This is a genomic window from Nocardia sp. NPDC050435, assembly GCF_040655395.1.
Classification (GTDB): domain Bacteria; phylum Actinomycetota; class Actinomycetes; order Mycobacteriales; family Mycobacteriaceae; genus Nocardia.
The window spans coordinates 49860-70686 of sequence record NZ_JBFAJW010000019.1 but is presented as its reverse complement, the minus strand read 5'-3'; the positions used below and the strand labels follow the sequence as shown (position 1 = coordinate 70686).

General features: G+C 66.8%; 25 protein-coding genes. 11 read left to right on the top strand and 14 right to left on the bottom strand.

What is annotated here, in order from left to right:
- Position 1 precedes the first annotated feature (1 nt).
- Positions 2-415: a VOC family protein gene (locus AB0I43_RS39295; protein ID WP_356980503.1), complete on the bottom strand. Its 414-nt coding sequence runs from the start codon at positions 413-415 to the stop codon at positions 2-4.
- 4 nt (positions 416-419) lie between these two features.
- A complete protein-coding gene (locus AB0I43_RS39290) occupies positions 420-1262 on the bottom strand; it encodes a helix-turn-helix domain-containing protein (RefSeq protein WP_356980501.1) in 843 nt (280 codons plus the stop codon).
- A 159-nt stretch (positions 1263-1421) separates the two neighbouring features.
- Here AB0I43_RS39290 and AB0I43_RS39285 point away from each other — a divergent pair, with 159 nt between their 5' ends.
- Together AB0I43_RS39285 and ychF are read left to right on the top strand one after the other, a co-directional pair.
- Positions 1422-2342 carry a zinc-binding dehydrogenase gene (locus AB0I43_RS39285; protein ID WP_356980500.1) on the top strand — a complete coding sequence of 307 codons (921 nt, stop codon included), beginning with the start codon at positions 1422-1424 and terminating at the stop codon, positions 2340-2342.
- 27 nt (positions 2343-2369) lie between these two features.
- A complete protein-coding gene (gene ychF, locus AB0I43_RS39280; RefSeq protein ID WP_356980499.1) occupies positions 2370-3449 on the top strand; it encodes a redox-regulated ATPase YchF in 1080 nt (359 codons plus the stop codon).
- Positions 3450-3657: 208 nt separating this feature from the next.
- Here the strand turns inward: ychF and AB0I43_RS39275 are convergent, their stop codons facing one another.
- Both AB0I43_RS39275 and AB0I43_RS39270 read right to left on the bottom strand, forming a co-directional pair.
- Positions 3658-4881 (bottom strand): hypothetical protein, encoded by a 1224-nt coding sequence (locus tag AB0I43_RS39275; protein WP_356980497.1) that lies wholly within the window; start codon positions 4879-4881, stop codon positions 3658-3660.
- 153 nt (positions 4882-5034) lie between these two features.
- A complete protein-coding gene (locus tag AB0I43_RS39270) occupies positions 5035-5298 on the bottom strand; it encodes a hypothetical protein (protein WP_356980495.1) in 264 nt (87 codons plus the stop codon).
- A gap of 285 nt (positions 5299-5583) precedes the next feature.
- Between AB0I43_RS39270 and AB0I43_RS39265 the strand changes: the two genes are divergently transcribed.
- The 3 genes from AB0I43_RS39265 to AB0I43_RS39255 all read left to right on the top strand — a co-directional run bounded on the left by AB0I43_RS39265 (position 5584) and on the right by AB0I43_RS39255 (position 7259).
- On the top strand, positions 5584-6252 hold the full coding sequence (locus AB0I43_RS39265; protein ID WP_356980494.1) for an LppP/LprE family lipoprotein: 669 nt from the start codon (positions 5584-5586) through the stop codon (positions 6250-6252).
- 209 nt (positions 6253-6461) lie between these two features.
- Positions 6462-6695 carry a hypothetical protein gene (locus AB0I43_RS39260; protein WP_356980493.1) on the top strand — a complete coding sequence of 78 codons (234 nt, stop codon included), beginning with the start codon at positions 6462-6464 and terminating at the stop codon, positions 6693-6695.
- 162 nt (positions 6696-6857) lie between these two features.
- A complete protein-coding gene (locus AB0I43_RS39255) occupies positions 6858-7259 on the top strand; it encodes a hypothetical protein (protein WP_356980491.1) in 402 nt (133 codons plus the stop codon).
- Between the two features lie 95 nt (positions 7260-7354).
- Here AB0I43_RS39255 and AB0I43_RS39250 read toward each other — a convergent pair whose 3' ends face one another.
- The 3 genes from AB0I43_RS39250 to AB0I43_RS39240 all read right to left on the bottom strand — a co-directional run bounded on the left by AB0I43_RS39250 (position 7355) and on the right by AB0I43_RS39240 (position 9676).
- A complete protein-coding gene (locus AB0I43_RS39250; protein WP_356980489.1) occupies positions 7355-7483 on the bottom strand; it encodes a hypothetical protein in 129 nt (42 codons plus the stop codon).
- Positions 7484-7589: 106 nt separating this feature from the next.
- Positions 7590-8537, bottom strand: a complete 948-nt coding sequence (locus AB0I43_RS39245) for a DUF3089 domain-containing protein (RefSeq protein ID WP_357433896.1) — start codon at positions 8535-8537, stop codon at positions 7590-7592.
- 296 nt (positions 8538-8833) lie between these two features.
- The gene (locus AB0I43_RS39240; RefSeq protein ID WP_357433894.1) at positions 8834-9676 is read right to left on the bottom strand and encodes an alpha/beta hydrolase-fold protein; all 843 of its coding nucleotides are present in this window, start codon (positions 9674-9676) and stop codon (positions 8834-8836) included.
- Between the two features lie 50 nt (positions 9677-9726).
- Here AB0I43_RS39240 and AB0I43_RS39235 point away from each other — a divergent pair, with 50 nt between their 5' ends.
- Entirely contained in the window at positions 9727-10341 is a 615-nt protein-coding gene (locus tag AB0I43_RS39235; RefSeq protein ID WP_357433892.1) for a TetR/AcrR family transcriptional regulator, read from the top strand.
- 173 nt (positions 10342-10514) lie between these two features.
- Here AB0I43_RS39235 and AB0I43_RS39230 read toward each other — a convergent pair whose 3' ends face one another.
- The 3 genes from AB0I43_RS39230 to AB0I43_RS39220 are packed head-to-tail and all read right to left on the bottom strand — an operon-like array spanning position 10515 to position 12158.
- Positions 10515-11351, bottom strand: coding sequence for an SDR family NAD(P)-dependent oxidoreductase (locus AB0I43_RS39230; RefSeq protein ID WP_356980481.1), 837 nt, complete (start codon positions 11349-11351; stop codon positions 10515-10517).
- A 16-nt stretch (positions 11352-11367) separates the two neighbouring features.
- Positions 11368-11628, bottom strand: coding sequence for a hypothetical protein (locus tag AB0I43_RS39225; protein ID WP_356980479.1), 261 nt, complete (start codon positions 11626-11628; stop codon positions 11368-11370).
- Entirely contained in the window at positions 11625-12158 is a 534-nt protein-coding gene (locus AB0I43_RS39220; protein WP_356980477.1) for a YbhB/YbcL family Raf kinase inhibitor-like protein, read from the bottom strand. The genes AB0I43_RS39225 and AB0I43_RS39220 overlap by 4 nt, the downstream gene beginning before the upstream one ends.
- Before the next feature lie 89 nt (positions 12159-12247).
- On the opposite strand from AB0I43_RS39220, the gene AB0I43_RS39215 reads away from it, so the two are divergent.
- The 3 genes from AB0I43_RS39215 to AB0I43_RS39205 all read left to right on the top strand — a co-directional run bounded on the left by AB0I43_RS39215 (position 12248) and on the right by AB0I43_RS39205 (position 15088).
- The gene (locus AB0I43_RS39215; protein ID WP_356980476.1) at positions 12248-12925 is read left to right on the top strand and encodes a GntR family transcriptional regulator; all 678 of its coding nucleotides are present in this window, start codon (positions 12248-12250) and stop codon (positions 12923-12925) included.
- Positions 12926-13103: 178 nt separating this feature from the next.
- Positions 13104-14456 carry a DoxX family protein gene (locus AB0I43_RS39210; RefSeq protein ID WP_356980474.1) on the top strand — a complete coding sequence of 451 codons (1353 nt, stop codon included), beginning with the start codon at positions 13104-13106 and terminating at the stop codon, positions 14454-14456.
- Positions 14457-14668: 212 nt separating this feature from the next.
- The gene (locus AB0I43_RS39205) at positions 14669-15088 is read left to right on the top strand and encodes a DUF4189 domain-containing protein (protein ID WP_356980472.1); all 420 of its coding nucleotides are present in this window, start codon (positions 14669-14671) and stop codon (positions 15086-15088) included.
- 130 nt (positions 15089-15218) lie between these two features.
- Here the strand turns inward: AB0I43_RS39205 and AB0I43_RS39200 are convergent, their stop codons facing one another.
- Entirely contained in the window at positions 15219-16043 is an 825-nt protein-coding gene (locus tag AB0I43_RS39200; protein ID WP_356980471.1) for a DUF1206 domain-containing protein, read from the bottom strand.
- 158 nt (positions 16044-16201) lie between these two features.
- Positions 16202-17167, bottom strand: a complete 966-nt coding sequence (locus tag AB0I43_RS39195) for a helix-turn-helix domain-containing protein (protein ID WP_356980469.1) — start codon at positions 17165-17167, stop codon at positions 16202-16204.
- Positions 17168-17284: 117 nt separating this feature from the next.
- Between AB0I43_RS39195 and AB0I43_RS39190 the strand changes: the two genes are divergently transcribed.
- Together AB0I43_RS39190 and AB0I43_RS39185 are read left to right on the top strand one after the other, a co-directional pair.
- Complete coding sequence (locus AB0I43_RS39190; protein WP_356980467.1) at positions 17285-17767, top strand: hypothetical protein; 483 nt, start codon at positions 17285-17287, stop codon at positions 17765-17767.
- Positions 17768-17834: 67 nt separating this feature from the next.
- Positions 17835-18761 (top strand): LysR family transcriptional regulator, encoded by a 927-nt coding sequence (locus tag AB0I43_RS39185; protein ID WP_356980465.1) that lies wholly within the window; start codon positions 17835-17837, stop codon positions 18759-18761.
- On the opposite strand, the gene AB0I43_RS39180 is transcribed toward AB0I43_RS39185, so the two are convergent.
- Both AB0I43_RS39180 and AB0I43_RS39175 read right to left on the bottom strand, forming a co-directional pair.
- Positions 18710-19453 carry an SDR family oxidoreductase gene (locus AB0I43_RS39180; protein WP_356980464.1) on the bottom strand — a complete coding sequence of 248 codons (744 nt, stop codon included), beginning with the start codon at positions 19451-19453 and terminating at the stop codon, positions 18710-18712. The genes AB0I43_RS39185 and AB0I43_RS39180 overlap by 52 nt on opposite strands.
- Before the next feature lie 28 nt (positions 19454-19481).
- Positions 19482-20249: an oxidoreductase gene (locus tag AB0I43_RS39175; RefSeq protein WP_356980462.1), complete on the bottom strand. Its 768-nt coding sequence runs from the start codon at positions 20247-20249 to the stop codon at positions 19482-19484.
- Positions 20250-20827 lie beyond the last annotated feature (578 nt).

The following is a 20827-nucleotide window of genomic DNA, read 5'->3' as shown; positions in this document are numbered from 1 at the left end:
CTTACTCCCCGCGGTAGGTGCCGAAGCTCCAGAGGTTGCCCTCGGGGTCGCGGATGGTGAAGCCGCGCGAGCCGTAGCTCTCGTCGCGCAGCCCGCGCACGATCTCCGCGTTCGCGGCGGTCGCGCGGTCGAACAGTTCGTCGGGGTTGTCGCAGACGACATAGACGTTGTCGATGCCGGCCGGGCGGTTGCAGAACGGGGAGTCGTCGCGGCCGATCGAGCTGTACATGATGCCGCCGCCCAGCGGCCACCGCAGTTCCCCGTGCTCGACGATCGACGGGTCGTTCTCCCGGGCGTAGTGGGAGGTCTCCTGGAAGCCGAAGGTCTCGACGAGGAAGGCGACGGTGCCGCGGGCGTCGGCAAAGGTCAGGCAGGGCCAGAGGTAGGTGGTTCCGGTTTTCGTGGGATTCGTCATGGACCTAGGTTCGGCCCGGAGCCCCTCGATCGTCTTGGACGGATGGAATCTCCTCGGAGAGCCACGTGGTCGGGCTGCATCCGGCCAGTTCGGCGAAGTCGCGATTCAGGTGCGCCTGGTCGTAGTAGCCGCAGGTGGCGGCGACCTGGGCGATGGTGACGAACGACGGCGTGCGCTCCAGCATGCGCCGGGCGCGCTCGAACCGGGTGACGCGCGCGGCCAGCTTGGGACTCAAACCGAATTCCGCGCCGAACTTGCGCGCCAAATGCTGTCGGCTCCAGCCGATTTCGGTCGACAGCGCGCCGATACCGGTGGTGCCGCCGCTGTCCACCACGGCGCGCCACGCCCACGCCAACTCGGGGACGACCAGGCGGTCCGGGCAGGCGAGCCTGGTCAGCACCTGATCACAGGCGGCGAAGCGCTGCGGCCAGGAGGCCGGACCCTGCAACCGCTCCCACAGTTCGTCGCCGACCGGGCCGGCCAGATCGGCGAATTCCAGGCTGACATTCCACAGTTCGCCCGCCGGAACCCCGAACAGCGTGCGGGAGCCGAGCGGGGTCAGCGCGATCGCGACGCCCTCCTGGTCGCCGCCGTGCGCGATGGCGGCGGGCGTGGCCTGCAACCCGCTGAGCACGCACCGGTAATCCGCCGGCCGCTGGCGCGGGTCCGTCTGCGCGACAACATCGATAGTGGGGCCGATGGCCACGATGAAGGTGAGATGGCGCGAGGGCAGCCCGCGGTGCAGGCCCGGCCGATAGCCCGTCATGCGATAGCCGAGGTAGTGATCGATGAACCCCGCCAGGGCGGGCGCGGGTGCGGCCGTCACCACCTCCGTGGTCGGCTCCATGACGCTCACGCTACGCCGTCGTCGCAGGTTGGTGCCGCGGTGGCCGCGCACAGCGGGGCGCGGGCGGCGGTGAGATGTCGCACATGGACCAGCAGGAGCGGTAGATATCGGTTGCTACCCGGTTACCGTTACGCGTTCTCACGTTTTTCAGGAGGTGTCATGCGACGGGTCGGGTACGAGCGCAGCGGTGGTCCCGAGGTTCTCGAACTGTCGACGGCGGAGGTTCCGGTGCCGGGGCCCGGCGAACTCCTGGTCAAGGTGCAGGCGATCGGGGTGACGCTGCCCGTCGTCCGCAAGGTGCGCGAATCCGCCGATCCGATCCCGCTCGGCGGGGAAATCGCAGGTGAGATCGTCGCGGTCGGTGACGGCGTGACCGGTTACACCCCCGGCTACCGCGTCGTCGGCCTGTGTTTCGGCCACGGCTACGCCGAGTACGCGATCCTGGCCGCCGACATGGCTTCTCCGATCCCGGACGGCGCTTCCGCCGTCGACGCGGTGGCCCTGGTGCGTAGCGGTCTGGTTGCTCTCGGCGCGCTCGACGCCGCCCGCCCGGTCGCCGGCGAAACCGCGCTGATCACCGCCGCCGCCAGCGGTATCGGCCACCTGGCCGTGCAACTCGCGCGAGTGCGCGGGGCCGCCCGCGTGGTGGGCGCGGTCTCCGACCCCGCCAAGGCCGAGTTCGTGCGCGAACTCGGCGCCGACGACGTCGTCACCTACGACCAGGACACCTGGGGCGCCCCCGCCGACTACGCCCTCGACGCGGTCGGCGGCAAACTGCTCACACCCGCCCTGGACGCGCTGGCGCCCGGCGGCCGCCTCGTCGCCTACAGCTCCGGCGGCGGCACCATCGAAGCCTTCGACCTGCTGGCCGCCGCCAAGTCGGTGATCGGTTTCCAGATCCGCCGCATCGCCCAGCAGCAGCCCGAGCTCTACGACCACTGGCGCCAAGAGCTCTGGCAGTACTTCGCCTCCGGTCAGGTCCGGCCCGTGCACACCGAGTTCGCGCTCGCCGAGGCGGCGCAGGCGCACGCCCTGATCGAGGCCCGCGCGAACCTGGGCAAGGTCGTCCTCATTCCCTGATCCGGCACCGCGTAGACTCTCCTACTCGTGAGTCTCACCCTCGGAATCGTCGGCCTGCCCAACGTCGGAAAGTCGACGCTGTTCAATGCGTTGACCAAGAACGACGTGCTGGCCGCGAACTACCCGTTCGCGACCATCGAGCCGAACGTCGGGGTGGTGCCGTTGCCGGACCCGCGCCTGGACAAGCTGGCCGAGATCTTCAGCTCGGAGCGGATCGTCCCGGCCGTGGTGTCCTTCGTCGACATCGCGGGCATCGTCAAGGGCGCCTCCGAGGGCGCGGGCCTGGGCAACAAGTTCCTCGCCAACATTCGTGAGGCCGACGCCATCTGCCAGGTGGTGCGCGTGTTCGCCGACGACGACGTGATCCACGTCGACGGCAAGGTGGACCCGGCCTCCGATATCGAGGTGATCGAGACCGAGCTGATCCTCGCCGACCTGCAGACGCTGGAGAAGGCGGTCCCGCGCTTCGAGAAGGAAGCAAAGATCAAGAAGGACCGCAAGCCGATCGCCGACGCCGCCAAGGCGGCCCAGGAGGTCCTCAACGCGGGCACCACGTTGTTCGCGGCCGGCAACAAGGTCGACACCGACCTGCTCAAGGAACTGTCGCTGCTCACCATCAAGCCGTTCCTCTACGTCTTCAACGCCGACGAGTCCGTGCTCACCGACGAGGCCAAGGTCGCCGAGCTCAAAGCCACCGTCGCCCCCGCCGACGCCGTCTTCCTCGACGCCAAGGTCGAAGCCGAACTGCTCGAACTCGACGACGAATCCGCCCTGGAACTCCTGGAATCCATCGGCCAGACCGAACCCGGCCTGCACGCCCTGGCCCGCGCCGGCTTCCACACCCTCGGCCTGCAGACCTACCTCACCGCCGGCCCCAAAGAAGCCCGCGCCTGGACCATCCACCAGGGCGACACCGCCCCCAAAGCCGCCGGCGTCATCCACACCGACTTCGAACGCGGCTTCATCAAAGCCGAAATCGTCGCCTTCGACGACCTCGTCGCCGCCGGTTCCATGGCGGCCGCCAAGGCGGCGGGGAAGGTGCGGATGGAGGGTAAGGACTACGTCATGACCGACGGCGATGTCGTCGAGTTCCGCTTCAACGTGTAGGCGTGCTGTCGAGGAACAAGTAGCTGGCCAGCGCTGTTTCGGTGCGCTGCTGAGACTCTGAGCCCTGTCCTATCGGACGGGGCTCAGCGCGTTGTGGAGCGTCGGCGTAGGAGGGGCCACCCGCGCGATAAGCGGCATGAGCGCGCACTTGAGTTTGCTAGAGCCAGCCTGGCGAACTCATTGAGGTAGCCTCGTCGCTTGCGTCTGGCTACACCACGGGTTCAGTAGCGTCCGCGCCCGCTCGCGCGGCGGAGTACGCGGGGAATGCCGTGGCCAAACCGGCATCGAAGGCAGCGGCCTGCTCGAACGAGTCCAAGGCGTTGATCTTGTCCCGGCCTCGGTACCAGTTCATCAGCGCCGCGGCATCGGACATGCGGTCGTTCGCCACACACAGCGCGACCACGTTTCGAAACAGCCGCGGATTGATGTTGTCCAACCCGTACCTGGTCGGGGTCTTGGCCACGGTGATCAACTTGTCGAGCGAATCGTGCTGGGCAAACCATTCGCTGACCGGTCCGACGGCGTGATCATGGAACAAGCGGACCGCCTCAGGGATATCGGCGGCCTCGAAAATCGTTACCTCACTGCGCAGCTGCGGCGCCGTCTTGAAGTCGCTGAACCCGGTCGAATCCAGCGATTGCTTGCGAATCGACTCGGGTGTGGCTCTGCGTGACAAAGATTCGAGCGGAACCCGTAGCAAGATCTCGTTGGCTTCGGGAGACATCACTCCCGCCCCACCGGAGACACAAAGGCCGCCGAATCGGCCGGGATGAATGCCGGCGAACACTCGCGCCGACAGCGTCGACACTCCGGCGACGTCCCGAGTGAACCAGCCCCCTTCGCCTTCACCAGGAATAGGCCCGGCTGTGAACCCGAGCGCCTCGAACTCGCTCGACAAGGCCGACCACACCTGTTTCTTCAGCGAGGATTCCCGCAGGGCTCGCACATCCGCATCAGGATCTCCCGACCCGATCTCCGGCTTGGCTCGTCTCGGTTGCGATGGCCGCGATGGCCGATCCCACAACCACCGGCCGTTGTCGAGGACGAGCTCTTTCCACACCTGCTCGTCAGAGAATTTGAAGTGCGCGACCGTAATCGACCCGTCGGGGTAGAACTGAGAGGACTCGATCCAGGGAGCCAGCCAGGCGAAGAACCGGGCAAGCGAATCCAGCTCATCGGCGTCGATCTCCTGCCTGCCCGCGATACGCCAACCTCGCTCTCCGGGCTGAGTGATCTCGGCAAACAACCACTCGCTGTCGCGGTAATACCCGCGACCGTGCTCGAAAGGGACTGGTACACCTGCAACGTCGGCTGTTACGACAGCGGGAGAGCGTTTTTCCAAGCCGAGGTGCCACCGGAGTTCGTCGAGCGCCTTCGGCGGAACTTCGGTGAGGTCCAGAGCAAATTCGAGATTGTAGAAAGCGTTGACCACGCCGACACCCTACGATCCGCGTACGACAACTGCGATAGCCCCGAGGAGTGACCTCGAGGCCGACAACGACGTACTCAACTCGGCATTAGCGGATGTGCCTCAGAGGGTTCTCACATTCCCATACGTGCCGCAACAGCGGCAGTTCGGGGAGTGTCATGATCGGGCGATGGATGAGTACTTCTGGCCTGAGTACGACGGGTGGGGGCAACGAGCACGCCGTGCCTGGTCGACCATGGTGAACCGCTGCCAGTCGGAAGCTCCGTAACGGGCAAGGTGATCGGGCGACAGCCTTTTGGTGTCTTCATCGACCTCGATCAAACGCCGGATGCTGTTGGTCTCCAGCGAATCACAGCCCTGCCCCAGGGCGTCCTGCTCCCCGCCCGAGGTGAGCTTGTCGACGGCTGAGTGCTCTGGCATGAAGCCTCCAACTGCGAGGTGATCGTGTCGTCTCCGGCAAGTGATGAACCTGCTGGCCCCAGTCGGGCATCAGCGTGCACTGCCGGCGGCCGGCAGCTGGTTGCTTCAGTCACCGACAGTGTCGGGAATCCGTCATTTTCGGCACCCGCATCGACGCAAGCGCTGAGGGGCTCCCATCAAGCCAGGGTCACGATTTGCATACGTTGCCTAACAAAACTTCCCGCGGGCATCGATTGACCCAGCAGTAGACGCGAATCAGCGCGGTTGCATACGGATCGGAGAGACATGAAAGACGCGGTACGAGTGAGTGCGCTGATAGCCGTCTTCGTGGCATCGGTGGCGGGCTGCAGTACGGAAAACGATTCGGCGACAACGTCATCGACCACGCGGGCGAGTAGCGCGGCACCCACGACTCCGAAAGAGACGGCGGGCGGCCAGCAACCGGACAGTGGGGACCCGGCAGCGCCTGAAGCCACCGAGGCACCCGGAATGCCTTCGGAACCGGGCACGCCGCCGGTGACCTCGAAACCACAACCGGCCAACGACATCAGCGGACCGGGACGCTGCATTGATCCCGCCTCCACCGGTGTGCAGAACGCCCTCGGCCGTCTGGGCGACAGGTGGGTTGCCTCGCAGGCCTCGACCGACCAGCCGGGTAAGTGCGGCGAGCTGCTGTGGGTGCGGGCCGTAGGCGGCAACTCGGCGGCCGCCCCGGTCCACGTGCTCTTTTTCGGCGACGGCGAATGGCTGGGCACCGCAACGTCGGATCCCTATGCCTTCACCAGCGTCGTCGGTGCCAGCGGAAACGCGGTCACCGTCCAGTACAAATGGCTGGTCGGCGACGAGCCGTTCGCGGCACCGCAGGGCGGTCCGGCGACGATCACCTACACCTGGAACGGCTCGAAGCTCACGATGAGCCAGCCCCTGCCGCCGGAAGTGACCCACCCGCGCTAGACCCGAAGTAGGTCGAAGGGCGGATACAGCACCTCCCGAGGCTGGACCGAGGCCGGCCCTCGGTCTCACCACCTCGGGTCCCTGTTCTGTGTTGGACACTTTTCGGCAACCTCAAGATCAGCTATAGATCGACGAGATTGTTCGAATGTCAGTAACGAACGCTTCTGTTCGCCGATTTTCCCAGGAACCTATCCCTTGGAGGAAATCAAATGACCAGTCGTGCAACAAGATTCGCTGTCGCATCGGCAGCCGCCGCGATCATGTTCGCGGGCGCCGCCCCGGCCATCGCGGCCCCGCAGGTCCCGACCGCTCCGGTCGCCCCCGTCGCCCAGCCCGGCGACACCGGCTCGTCGGCCCTCGACACGACAATAGGTCTGTTCCGGCTGATCATGTGCGGCCCTTGGGGCGCCGCCGAGCCGCACCCGAACCCCGTCTGTCGCTGAGGTTCATCTCACACGCGAAGGCGCTGGCCGCAAGGTCCGCGCATGCGAGCGTTCGAGCCGGTCGGCACCGGACGCCCCTGGATCGACCCCAATTTGTCCTTGACGTGAAAAGCATTGCGGAAGAGAGCGTTTACTATGACTGTCACAAACCGGCCAGGTCTCGTGCTGGCGGCGCTCGGCGCCGTAACCTGCGCGGTGGTGCTCGGCGCGCCGCAGGCGGGTGCCGCAGTAACCAACCTCGAGATCGTGCCGAACGCCGCGGACTGCTCGTACACCATCACCGCGACCGCGCAGCCGGGTACCGCGGTGTCGTTCTACGATGCCGATGCCGAGGGCTTCGGTACCCGAGACACCTTCCAGCCGAATACCCCGGCGGTCGACGACTCCGGGAAGGCGACCACCACCTGGAAGCCAGGCACGAAGGGGCAGCACAAGATCTACGCGCAGGAATCACCCACTGGTGATGCCACCTTCACCCAGACTGTCAACGTCGACCAAAACCCCACCTGCGGCAAGCCGTCGACCGGTAGCGCAGATATCCCCGGCTTCCCGGGTATCGGCTGATCCGAAAGGCCGCGCACCCGGCAGTTCATACCGCCGGGTGTCCGCTGGGCAAGAAGACGGCAAGATCGCCTGAGACTGCCACCCGTCGTCTGCAATCACCGGCGGCGGGTGGCCGCGGCCGGGTCGGCGTGCTGTGGAAACACGCCAACACGCCGGCCCCGGTGACCTCGCCCCGCGCCGAACACCACGGCCTCGACGTCGCCGAGCACGACCACCACGATCATGCCGCGTGAACCGCTGCGAATCCGGACATTTCGATCGAGACCCGCCCACCTGCAGCGTCGCTCACTCGAAACCATCGGAAAGCGGGGCCCCGGCAGGGGGAACCGTTCACGCGTTGTGCGCCAGCCAGGCATCGATTTGCTGACCGGCGAACATCATGAGTGAGCCCTGCGCGATGCCGAATTCCTTTCCGTGCAAGCCGATCTCGGGCTGGCTCGTGCCCAGGATCTCCGGTGCACCGGTGACGACCAGCTTGCCCTGCTCGCAGTGGCCGGTGACTTGAGTCGGGTAGCGGACGAACCCGGTCGGATAGTCGGCGGCGTTTCGAACCAAACCCCGCGCCTGGAACTGGGTGTCCAGCGGGAGTTCGGTGTCCTCGGGCCGTCCGGCCAGTAGCGCCGCCGGGTTGGTGCAGATCTCGCCGATACCGAGGGGGCTGCTCTGACCGGCTGGGAAGGTGTGGAATGCCAGCACGCATCCAGTCGGTATCGGTGCGGAGGCAGAGGTTCGAGCGCATCCGGAGATTGTGCGAAAGCTGGACGGGGTCACGTGCCCGCCGAGAATCATCGCGGCAATCAGATGGGTCCGCACATCGGGATCGGTGTCGACCCGGGCGCGGATCAGCGCCGCTGCGATACCGGCGCCCTGGGAATGGCCGAGGATCAGCACACCGCGCCGCTGTCCGGTCGCCGGGTCGATGTTGTCGTGAGTCCAGTAGTCGTCCCATGCTTGCTCGATGTCACCGATCCCGGTCTGGTGCCCCACCACGGTGCCGCCCTCCAGGGTCGGCGGCGTAACGATCGCCGCGACCGATGGCACCTGTCGGTAGACGGGCGCGAACATTCGGCACCGGCTCAGTAGCGGTGCCGCCTGAACCAGCAGGGTGGCGGTTTGGGCGTCGGTCGGCATCGGTGGGCTATTGCCCGTCTGTAACAGCGGATTCGGCAATTGATCCACGGTGGGATAGATGTAGAAGCAGTCGACCTCCGGTGACCGCGGCACGGTCGCCGGCGTTACCGATGTGGACCCGTCGGCCGCTACCACCGTGGTGTCCAATGGCACCAGACGGTTCGATTGCGGCAGACGTGCGGTGAACGGTCCGCCAACCTGTGGGTTTCCGTCAGCGTCCTGGTTACATGGGTTGTCGCCGAGTCCCGGCTTGCACAACCACACCGGACTCGCCAATGGCGAAGTCGGCCACGGATATGCCTTTGCCGGTGCAGCTTGTGTGCTTACCAGTGCTGCGCCAACGAATACGGCGATCGACCAACTCCACCTACTGATCACACTCAATGCTTTCCCCCTCCGCCGCAATACTGCCCGCCTCGTAGCGCGCTCGCCAGTTGGCAAGTTCAAGGGCAACTGCGGCGGTTTGCCGCTGACTCAGCGCCGCGCGGTGTGAGTGCGTCTCCGACGAACTCGATCGCGTTCCGGGTCCGGACTTCGGCTTCGGGCCCGATGTGGCCGGCACCTTGGACCAGGCGCAACTCGTGGCCGATGCGAAGTTCGGTGAGCACCTCGCCCAGGTACCCCGCGCCCTCGTGCAATCGGAACTCGTCTTCGGCACCGCAGTCCACCAGCACGGGGAGCGCGGCCCCGCGGATCCTGGCGGCGTTGCGGCGCGCCCTGGCATAGACGGAGTTCTCGGCGTAGGTCCCGGCGTCGCCGGTGCCGTAGGACATCGACCTGTGCAGGTCGCCCAGGACGGAAGGCGTGTTCACCTCGGCAACCGTCTGTGGTGTCTCGCCGGGAAAGATCGCAGGCGATATCGCCGCGACGGCAGCGAAGCGTTCGGGCTCGGCGAAGGCCGCCAGCAGGGCGCCGTAGCCGCCCATCGACACGCCGATGAGAGCATTTGCGGTGAACGGGCCGTGATGGCTCGCGGCAAGATGCTCGGGAAACTCCTTGCTGATCAACGTCTCCCACGACTCGCCACCCGGCCAGTTCAGATAGAAGCCTCCTGCGGTGGGAGTGCTCGGGCAAGCGATAACAGCGCGAGGAAACCGGCCGCGCCGGGCGAGTTCCTCGTACAGCGGCCTGGCCAGAACCAGCGACGCCGAGGACGACATCGCGCCGTGCAGGTGCAGGACGAGTGGCACATCTTCGCCCACCTCGAGATCGGCGGGGAGCAGAACCCGGTATTCGACTTCACGGCCGACCGCTGTCGAGGTGAACCGACCCTCGGTGAGCTCCATAGTGCGGCATCTCCCATCGTTAATTTTGCCATCGTGGTAAATTTGCCATCATGGTAGAAGTGACGCATCGGGAGCGCAAACGGGCACAGACACGGCAACGCATCTCCGACACGGCGACCCGGCTGTTCGAGAGAGACGGTTTCGAGAGCGTCACCTTGGCTCAAATCGCCACGGCGGCAGACGTTTCGGTGAAGACGGTGACCAACTACTTCGGTGCGAAGGAAGACCTGTTCTTCGACGCCGAGCCTGCCGTCCTCGCGACGCTCACCGCCGCGATCCAGGGATCCGAACCGGCCTCGGCGACAGCGGCGCTTCGGCCGCTACTCCTCGAGGGCCCTCTGCTCGCGGGTCCATGCCCGTGGGCTCGGGTCGACGCCGATTTGTGGCAGGGCATGCGCGATTGGACCCGGTGCGAGTCCGAGTCGGTGACGCTCAGAAACCGGCGCTCCTCGATCCTGCAGTCGTGGCTGGTCCCGCTGGCCGGTGCCACTGGATCGATGCCCTGGGCGGCCCTGATGATCGGCGCACTGGCTCTGCGCCATCATCTTCTCCAGGAAGGGCTTCTCGAGGGGGCGAGCCCGGCCGTGGTCGACAAGCGCATGAGTGACGTTGTCGGTCAGGCCCTTGACGCCATCGAAGTAGGCTTCGGCCCGCCCGCGCGCTGATCAATCGGACGGGGCTCAGCGAATAGTTGGGTGCCGGAGTCGATGGAGAGTCAGCCGCGCAGATCCTCGCCAAAATCTGATCCAGCTGCCCGGTAGCTTCGACCACCGACACGCTGGAGCTGGCCCGCTCTCATCGAAACGCTTGGCAAGGCAGCCACCAGCCTGGCGGCCTGTCAGCCCAATGCGGAATGGGCGGCGCTGTCGCTGATTTCGAGCAGGCGGCGGCGCGCCTTCGGATCATCGGCCTGCGGGTGCGGACGGCTCTGCCTGGTGCCGTTGAAATACCGGCCTGTTGTCTGGGAAAGATCAGGGTCGCAGATCAGTCGGAGGGTCGCGTCGGTTCCCTCGGCGACGGTGCTGATCGGCGTAACGCCGGAGCTGACCACCATGGTCGTCGCCATGAGAGTGGCAGGGTGCAGGGCGTTTACGGTGACACCGGTGCCGTCGAGCTCCTCGGCGTACTCGATGGTCGCCATGATCATCGCCAGCTTGGCCCGGCAGTAGGCGGCATAGGGGGTGTAGTTGTGCTCGGGGGTCGGATCGTCGAGGTCGATCTCCTGCTGCCCGGCAGAGGCTACGTTCACCACTCGCGTGGGAGCCGAAGCCTGTAGCAGCGGAAGCAATCGCCGAGTCAGCCGGTAGGGGGCCAGATGGTTGACCGCCCACAGTAATTCGTTGCCGTCGGGGCTGAGCTCGCGTTGTCCGTCCGGTCGGCCGCCGGTACCGGCATTGTTGACCAGCACGTCCAATCGCGAAGTGCGGGAGATGATCTCGTTGGCCAGCCGATCGACTTCCGCCAGCCGCGACAGGTCGGCCAGGATGATCAGCGGCGCGTGTCCGCCCGCGGCTGTGACCTCGTCGGCGACCGCCGCGGCCCGATCGGGGTTGCGGCCGTGCAGGATCAGCCGGGCACCGGCCGCGCCGAGCCGCATCGCGAGTGCGCGGCCGAGCCCGTCCGTCGCGCCCGTGATCAGCACCGTCCTGTTGTCCATACGGTCGATCTCGCTCATGGTTTTCCTCGAAGTCTCATAGTCCGTTCTCGTTTCGGATGCTGACCGAAGTCGCGGTCAGGTCGAGCGTGATGTGCGTGCCGGAAGGCGTGTGCACGACCCGCGGTTCGCCGGTGGCCGGCATCGGCATGCCGTTCACGATGACCTCCGCCCAGCGGATGACGGCGTCACCGTCGCGCTGCGAGTGACGAACGATCTCCACAGCGCAGGGGAGGGATTCGGGTCTCGACCAGGAACCGGCCTCGGTGGCGGAATCGGCGATTCGAACCGAATTCACCGCGTCGCCTCGGCTGTGGCGACGAGCGTGGCGCGCCCCAGGATGTGGCCGGCCATGGTGAATCCGAGCAGGGCCGGCGTCGAGTCGGGGGCGACGCCGATGTCCGCCACATCCAGGGCGTGCACGGTGACGAAATAGCGGTGCGCACCATGCCCGGCGGGCGGTGCCGCGCCGATGTATCGAGGCAGGCGCGCGTCGTTCGGCAATTGGAAGGAGCCGGGCGGCAAGGCGCTGCCCGTGTCGTCTCCGGCGCCCTCGGGAAGGGTCGTGGTCGTGGCCGGGATGTTGGCGACGGCCCAGTGCCAGAACCCGGAACCAGTGGGGGCATCGGGGTCGTACACGGTGACGGCGTAGCTCTTGGTGCCCGCCGGAGCGCCGCTCCAATTCAACTGCGGGGAAACGTCTTTGCCGCCCGGGGCGCCGGAGGACCACTGCGCCGGCGGCCAGGCGGCGCCGGCGCTGACCGTGGTGCTGGTGACCGTGAATGCGGCTGCCTCGGGGAGGCGGGCGAAGGGATCGTTTGCGCTCATCGTGTCGCGCCTTTCGGGTTGTCTCGGACGTGCAGGATCGACGATAGCAAAAATAATCGATGATTTGTCAAATCGTCTATGATCGGGGCATGACCCGGACAATCCCCGACCAGCCGCCGAAGCAGATGCTTTCCGAGCAGGTGTACGCGCACCTGCGGACCGCGATCATGCGGGGCGAGTACGCGCCCGGCGACGCACTCAAGCCACAGGATCTGGCCAGGCAGCACGGTGTGAGCCTGGCGGTGGTGCGCGAGGCGCTGGTGCGGTTGGTCGGCGAGGGGCTGGCCGAACGGCTCACCAATCGCGGCTTCGCGGTCCCGGCCTTTTCCGCTCACCGCTGGCAACAGATCGGGGAGGCCCGCCGAACCGTCGAGCCGGTCCTGCTGCGGATGTCGATCGAACGTGGTGACGTCCAGTGGGAAGGTGACGTGCGCGCTGCTCATCACCGCCTGGCGCGCACACCGCCGTTCACCCCGGCGGACAGCGTCTACTACAGCGAGGAATGGGCCGAGGCCCATCGGATATTCCATCGCACCCTTTTGGAGGGATGCGGCAACCCGGTCTTGCTGGAAACCTTCGACCGGCTGTGGGTCGCGAGCGAGCTGGCCCGTCGCTGGTCGGCACACCGCAACCCTGAGCGTGACGGAATAGAAGAGCATCGCCGATTGGAGGAGGCGGCGTTGGCTCGTGATCCCGATGCCGCCGCCGACATATTGACTCGGCACCTCACGCTGACGACGGCGGCGCTGGCGGAGCAAGTCGACTGAACCGTGTGGTGAACAGACCGAATCGGCCTAGGCCGGAATACCTCAGTCCCTGAATCGGCTGGTGCACAGGCATTTCAGCGTGCCAAGTATCTCCACAACGTCTCCACATTTCCAGTGGTGGTGCTCGGTAAGCTTTCGCCTGGACAGAACAATGTCCTGGAGGATCGACAGGGGTGGGATGAGCGTTCGAACTGTCGAGCCGGGCCGCGAAACCGGGGAAGAGTGGCGGCCGATCACCAGGATTTTGGTGCGATTCGGGGTGGTGTATTTCGGCCTGTTCGCATTGCTGTCTCAGGTCATCCTGGAATTTCCGGGATTGGGGTCGTGGTGGGGGCCGGTCGCCGTGAAATGGCCGCAGCCGGTGGTCGAATGGGTGGGGCGCGCGGTGTTCGATACCGCCGTCGTATACCGGGACTCGGGCAGCGGCGATACCGCTTATGACTGGGTGTTGGTGTTCTGCGTTCTCGTCTCGGCCGTAATCGTGACAGCGGTGTGGAGCGTTCTGGACGGCGGGCGCTCCGAAAACCGCGCGGCGGCAGGCTGGCTGTTGGTGTTCCTGCGGGTATGCCTGGCAGGGACGATGCTGAGCTACGGGTTCGTCAAAGCTTTCCAGTTGCAGATGCCGTCGCCGTCGCTGACCCGGTTGCTGGAGCCGTTCGGCGATCTCCCGCGGATGGGCGTGCTGTGGAGCCAGGTCGGGGTGTCGCCGGTGTATGAGAGCCTGCTCGGGTTCGCGGAAATACTCTGTGGCGTACTACTTCTGGTGCCCCGCACCGCAGTGGCCGGGGCGCTGCTGACCGTGGTGAGCGCGGCACAGGTCTGGGTTCTGAATATGACCTACGACGTGCCGGTGAAGATTCTTTCCTTCCATGTGTTGCTCATGGCGCTGGTACTGGTTGCCCCGGAGACGGGCCGCATTGCAGCGGTGCTGCTGGGCAAGGCCACGGGACCGTCGACCGCACCGAACCCCTTCCGGAACCCGGATAAACAACGGGTCCTCGGAAGAATTCAAGTGGCACTACTGGTGTGGTTGCTGGTGGCGGGTGTGGTCAACGGTGTCACGGCATGGCAGCAGCGTGCGCCTCGATCGGAGTTGTACGGGATATGGGAGGTCACTTCTTTCATTCGGGACGGGAAATCGGTGCCGGCTCTGCTGGGCGATGAAACACGTTGGCGTCGAGTGGTATTCGATCGGCGCGACACGATGGACATTCAGACGATGGATGATCGGTTCCAGCCCGCGCTGGCGGAAATCAACGCTGCCGCGCCGCAGCTCATGCTGCACTCTTGGAACGTTTCCGGCTCTGCCGCACCGTGGGCGAGCTTCGTTGTCGAGCGTCCCGCCCCGAATCGGCTGCGGTTCGACGGTGAACTGGATGGACATTCGGTGACGGTGGAACTGATCCGCTATGAAGAAGACCGTTTCACGTTGCGGCAGAGTGGTTTTCACTGGATCACCGAATATCCCAGAAACAGTTGTGTCTGGCACCGACCGGCATGTCCCACGCGGTCGGGATCGGCGGCGCGGTGAGGATCCGGCATGCTGGGAGTCGCGGTGACCATCGATGTGGTCGGTCACGACACGCCGAACCAGTCCGGTAGCGCGGGGGAGAGCCGGTCCACGGTTTCGGCGGACGGTCATTTGCCGTGCCCCCAAGACTCGGGGCGATCCCGATTCCATGCGCTGCGGTATCTTCCATGCGATCGCCGCACCCGGGTCGGCGCGCAGAGGAAGCACGCCACATGTTCAACAAATCCATTGCGGCTGTCGCGCTTTCGGTGAGCGCTGTGAGTGCCGCGGCCGTTCTCGCGGCACCGCCCGCCGCCGCCGACCCGGTGAAGTGGGGCGCCATTTCCCTCAGTGTGTGGGGCAACGTCTTCGCGTTTTCGGTCAACCACCCGACAGAAGCCGATGCCATCCGAGCCGCCGACCGATCGTGCAAAGGGCAAGGCATCATCGACTGCCGGATGATGGTGACGTTCGCGAACGGTTGCGGTGCGGTCGTGACGAGCCCGCTTTCGATCGTCGCAGGAGTCCCGATCTTGGGCTTCGGCAAGGGAGCGACCCCGGCGGAGGCCGACGCGGACGCCATCCGCAACCTGCCCACCGGCACCGGAAGCGCCGGCGCCTTCGATCGCCAACACGCCTGCACCCAGCCTTGATCCAGTTCCAGCACGGTTCTCGGCAAGGGCGGAAACGCGTGCGCTCAGGTGTGGGATTGCCGGGCGTCCGGGCACGGTCGGATCAGACCGTCCCGGACCGCCGCGCTTGTTCGGTGAGCTTCCCTATGACCTAGTGGATCTTGCGGAATCGGGCGTCGAAAATCGTGAAGGCGCCGAACGCGGCCAGGCCGACCGCGACGACGAGTAGCAGGACGGTGCCGTACGGCTGGGCTGCCAGGGTTTTGAGCGCTACGTCCAGGCCGGTCGCCTTCTCCGGCTGGCTCTGTACGGCGGCCACGATGACGAGAACCCCCGCTCCGGCGTAGACCGCACCGAGCGCCGCGTATCCGATCTGCCCGAGCCGGATCACGATCTGTTGCATCGACCGGCTCACCTTCCCGAAGTTCTGTTCCTCGCGGAACCGCTTCGACCAGCCGTGGTGGGCGACGAACAGGCCTGCGACGATGATGCCGAGGCCGAGAGCGATGACCACCGGCTTGCCCCACTCCTTGTCGAGCATGCTGCCGACGAGGCCGAGTTGCGCCTGGTCGGTCGAGGAGGCCGGCTTTCCTCTCGCGAGCTTGGCCGCGCTGTAGGCGAGGTAGCCGAACAGGACGGCCTCGCCGAAGTTCATGGCGCGCATCGTCTTGTCTTTGCGGCTGCGCCGCGGGCCGGTGCAGGTCTCGAGCAGTTGCCAGAGCACCGCGAATCCGAGCCCGACGGCGATGAGCCAGAGCGCGAGTTCGCCGCCGGTGTTCTCCGCGAGGTTCTGCAGCGCGCCGGTCTTATCCGCTTTACCGACCCCGTCACCGTTCAGGTCGCCGAGCGCGATCTGCACACAGACCCAGGCCACGAGAAGATGGACCACGCCGTAGGCCACCAGGCCCACCCGCACCGCCACCTGAAACGGCGCACTCCTGGTCACCTCGTGCTGGACGTTGTTCGACTTGTTCATAGCCACACCATGGGAAAACGGTAGCCGTGCAGGCCGCGTACCGCTCTGGGTGCGCGAAATATGTTGCGTCCGATTCTTATCGCTGTGCGGCGGTACGGGAGCGGAGGTGTGAGGCGGTGGGCAATCGCTCTCGAGTTCGGTTGTCGGTGGGACCGGGGCTACGGAGAGGCGGGTGCTGGGCCGCGGAAGGTTTTGCGGTAGGCGGAGGGGGTGGTGCCGAGGGCACGCCAGAATTGTTCTCGCATGGTGACCGCGCTGCCGAATCCGCAGAGGTCGGCGATGCGATCGATGGAGTGGTCGCCGGTTTCGAGCAGGCGCTGGGCCATGGCGATGCGCTGGGTGGCTATCCAGGCGGCGACGCCGGTGCCGGCGGTTTCGCGGAAGCGGCGGGTGAAGGTGCGGCGGCTCATGTTGGCGTGGGCGGCGAGTCGGTCGACGGTGAGGGTTTCGTCGAGGTGTTCGATCGCCCAGTGCAGGGTGCTGGTCAGAGGGTGTGTGGAACCTGTTGCGGGCAAGGGGTGTTCGATGAATTGGGCTTGGCCGCCCTCACGGTGCGGCGGGGTGACGAGGCGGCGGGCGACTCGGTTGGCGAGTTCGGCGCCGTGCTGTCGGCGCAGCAGGTGCAGGCAGGTGTCGAGGGCGGCGGTGGTGCCGGCCGAGGTGACGATGTCGCCGTCGTCGACGTAGAGGGATTCGCGATCGAGGCGGACGTCGGGGAATCGGCGGGCGAAGACGTCGGCCCATTTCCAGTGGGTGGCGGCGGGCCGGTCCGCGAGCAGGCCGGTGTCGGCGACGACGAACGCGCCCAGGCACAGGCCGACGACGCGGGCGCCGTTGTCGTGGGCGTTGCGGATCGCCTCGGTGATGGCGGGCGGCGCGGGGAGCTCCGGATCCGGCCAGCTGGGCACGATCACCATCGAGGCGCTCGCCACCTCGTCCAGGCCGTGACCGGTGGCGACGGTGAAACCGGCGGTGGTGGTGATCGGGGCCGCGCCGGGCGTGCACACCCGGATCTCGCACGGCGGCAGCTCCGGTGAGGGCTGCTCCTCGCCGAACACCAGGCAGGGCACCGACAGGTGGAACGGGTTGATCCGGTCGAAGGCCACGACAGCGATCACGTCCACTGCTGCCTCCTGTCGCTGGCCCGATTCCGTTGATTGTAGGCACACGAGCCACTGTCCGAGCCGGGCCGGTCGCGCGATCGTTGACGCCGACACCGAACAACCCGGGAGAGGAACCCCATGAATTCGCGTCGTATCGCGCGCACCATCCTGCCGGTGCTGGCCGTGGCGGTCTCGGCCGCCGCCTGCACGACCACCTCCGCCGAACCGGCCCCGACGACACCGAGCCCGGCCGGGCAGGGGCCCGCCGTCTCGTTCCCGGCCGCCGACCTGGTCTGGCGTGACCTGCCCGACAGCGGCGGCGTCCGGTTCGCCGATGTCCGCGGTGATCTGGCCGGGCACGGGCCGTACGAGGCGTTCGTGAAATTCCCTGCCGGGAAAGACAATCCGATGCACATCCACACCAGCGACCTGCCGACCGTGGTTCTCAGCGGCACCTTCTACGCCGTGTTCGACGGTAAGCGGACCGAGTACCCCGCCGGTTCCTTCTACACCCTGTCCGCCGATGTCCCGCACCTGAGCGGCTGCGTGGCGGGCACCGAATGCCTGCTCTTCCAGTACCAGACCGATCACTTCGATCTGGTGCCTACGGCTGCTCGCTGACGCCGGAGTAAACACTCCGCCCGCGGTGTTGTACCACCGACTACCACAGGGATGGAGGCGGACGCCGATGAGTCTTCGGCAGTTCGAATACGCGCTGGCCGTCGCGGAAGCGGGCTCGGTGACGGCGGCGGCGGAGCTACTGCACGTCGCGCAACCGTCGATGTCACAGCAGATTCGCGGCCTGGAACGGGAACTCGGCGTGGCGCTGTTCGCCCGCACGCCGACCGGACTCGTCCCGACCGTGGTGGGCCGGGCGTTCCTGCGGGAGGCGGAGATCGCGGTGAACGCGTCGCGGCGGGCGCGGGCGACGGCGCGGGCCGGTGGCGCGGAGTTGGAGGGCGAGTTGGTGGTGGCGGCGCAGCTGGGCTTCGGCGCGCGGCAGTTGCCGGGCGTGCTGGGCACGCTGCGCCGCCGCTTCCCGCGGCTGGAAGTCACCGTGTTCGAGGAGGCGAATTCCGCCGAACTGGAACGGTTGTGCCGCAAGGGCGTCTTGGACCTCGCCCTGATGGCGGCGTGCGAGCGCGGCCCGGCCGACGCCCACCACCTCGGCTACGAGGAGTTCGTCGTGGTGCTGGGCGCCGGGCACCCGCTGCTCGCCGGGGACACCGTCGAACTCGCGGCGCTGGCGGGGGAATCGTGGGTGCGGTTCGACCGCGACAGCGCGCTCGACGGTGTGCTGACGGGCGTGCTGCGCGACCACGCCCTGACCCACGCCACGGCCGCCCGGGTGTCGCAGACCGCGACGGCCGTGCGCTGGGCCGCGCACGGACTGGGAGTGGCGCTCGTCCCGGCCTCGGCGGTGCCGTCCGGTGACGAGCACCTCGCCCGTCCGGTGGTCCCGCCCGTGTCGCAGCCCGTCGTCGCCGTGCTCCGGCAGGACGCGGGGCCGGCCGAGACCGCCCTGCTCGATCTGCTGGGCGCACAGCGCTGGCACCGGCCCGCTCAGAGCTGGGTGACGCCGCCGTCCACCACCAACTCGGTGCCCGCCGCGTAGGTGGCCTCGAAAGCGAGAAACGCGGCGGCCCTGGCTATTTCGTCGGGTGTGCCGAAGCGCTGCATCGGATTGTCCGCGACGCGTTCCGCTTTGAACTGTTCGGCGGCCGCCGCGGTCATCGAATTCTCCAGAATTCCCGTGTCGATGGGGCCGGGACTGATCGCGTTGACACGAACTCCGCGCGGCAGCAATTCGCGGGAGAGGCTGCGGGCCATCGACCGCAGTGCCGCCTTACCCGCCGCGTAGACGCTGGTCTCGCTCATGCCCAGCACGTTCACGTTCGAGGTGGTGAGCACGACGCCCGCGCCGGCGCCGAGCAGCGGAGCCAGCTTCTGCACCGTGAAGAAGGCGCCCTTGACGTTGATCGCGAACAACTCGTCGAACATCTGCTCCGTCGTCGACTCGAAGGGCGTGAGGGGGGCGATGCCGGCATTCACGAACAGGGCATCGATGGTGCCGAGCTCGATTCGCACCCGTGCCGCCAGCGCGTCCAGGTCGGTCAGCGCGGCCACATCGCCGCGCACGGTGATGACGTTGTCGCCCAGCTCTTCCCGGGCGGCGTCGAGCGTCGCCTGCGAGCGACCGGTGATCACGACGCGGGCGCCGCCCTCGGTCAGCAATTTCGCCAGTGCGAGGCCCATGCCGCTGCCGCCGCCCGTGATCACGACATTCTTGCCACGATATGCACCCATGGGGGATTGCTCCATTCTCGAAAAGTGTTCATCCGCGCGGAAATTCGCCGCCGTCGACGACGAGGCTGCTGCCGGTAAGCCAGCCCGCGCGGTCGGAGACCAGGAACAGCACCGCGTCGGCGATGTCGTCGGGCTGCCCGTCGCGGCCCAGGGGTGGGGCGGTGTTGTCCTGACCCGGGCCCGTGTCCAGGCGGGCCCACTGCTCGCGGGTGGCGGTGCCGCCGGGGGTGGCGGTGCGGCCGGGTGACACGGTGTTGACCCGGATTCCGAAGGGGGCCAGTTCCGCGGCCAAACCCCGGCTGTAGTTCTCCAGCGCCGCTTTCGCCGTCGTGTAGTGCAGAAACGGCGGGGCCGCGGTGGGTGTCGCGGCGGAGGAGATGTGCACGATCGTCCCCGAGCGCCGGTCCCGCATGTCCGGTGCCAGCAGCGCGTCCAGCCGCACCGAGGCCAGGAAGTTCAGGTTCAGGGCGTCCTGCCAGGCGGCATCCGGGATCGCCAGCGCGCCCGGGTAAGGGGCTGCGCCGCCCGCGTTGTGCACCAGGATGTCCACGCCGCCGAGCTTCTCCCGTGCGGCCGCGGCGATCGCTTGCGCGCCTTCCCGCGTCCGCACATCGGCCGCCACGAAAGCGGTTTCGTCCGGTGTCGCGCGCTCCGATCGGGCGGTGGCAAGAACCTCGGCGCCCGCGTTTCGGAGCCGGCGGACGATCGCCGCCCCGATGCCCCGGGTGCCGCCTGTCACCAGCGCTCGTTTACCCGCGAGGTCCCCTGTGCCCGAACTGCTTTCCTTCGCGTCCATTCCAGCGGTCCTTTCGATGACATGATTTCTGCCCGACCGGCGATGAATGTGACTCGGAGCGTTGATATTCGGAGAAATCGCTGCCGGTCCCCGTCGGGCTGTTTTCACCGTATGTCCGGGAAAAGACCGCATGCAAAGACCAAAAAACAGCAGGCGGCATAGGAAATTCCTATGCCGCCTGCTGCGAGTGAGTCCTCACGCTGTGAGAAATGCCGTCAGGGCACGTACCAATCCCTTCGCGGCCGTGCGGTCGGGTTGGATCCTGACGCTGTGCCGGGTGAAGTATCGGGCCAGTAGATCGAGGTCCGTGCTGCTCCACGCGGCTGCGAGTTCGGCCACGCGGGCACGGCCCAGGACATCGGAGATCTCCGGCGGCGATCGCCAGGTCTCCCGCGTCCTTGTATTCACCATTGAGGGATCGGTCGCACCATGCCTTCAGCTTCAGGGCAACGTAACCCGCCGGTGTCGGCATACGTACCCGATAGCCGCTGGGCAGGGATAAGTCGACGGCGTGATCGAAGACCTCCTGGAAGCCGAAGACGTCGAGGGTCCGGGTGCGACCGGGCAATGACGTGGTT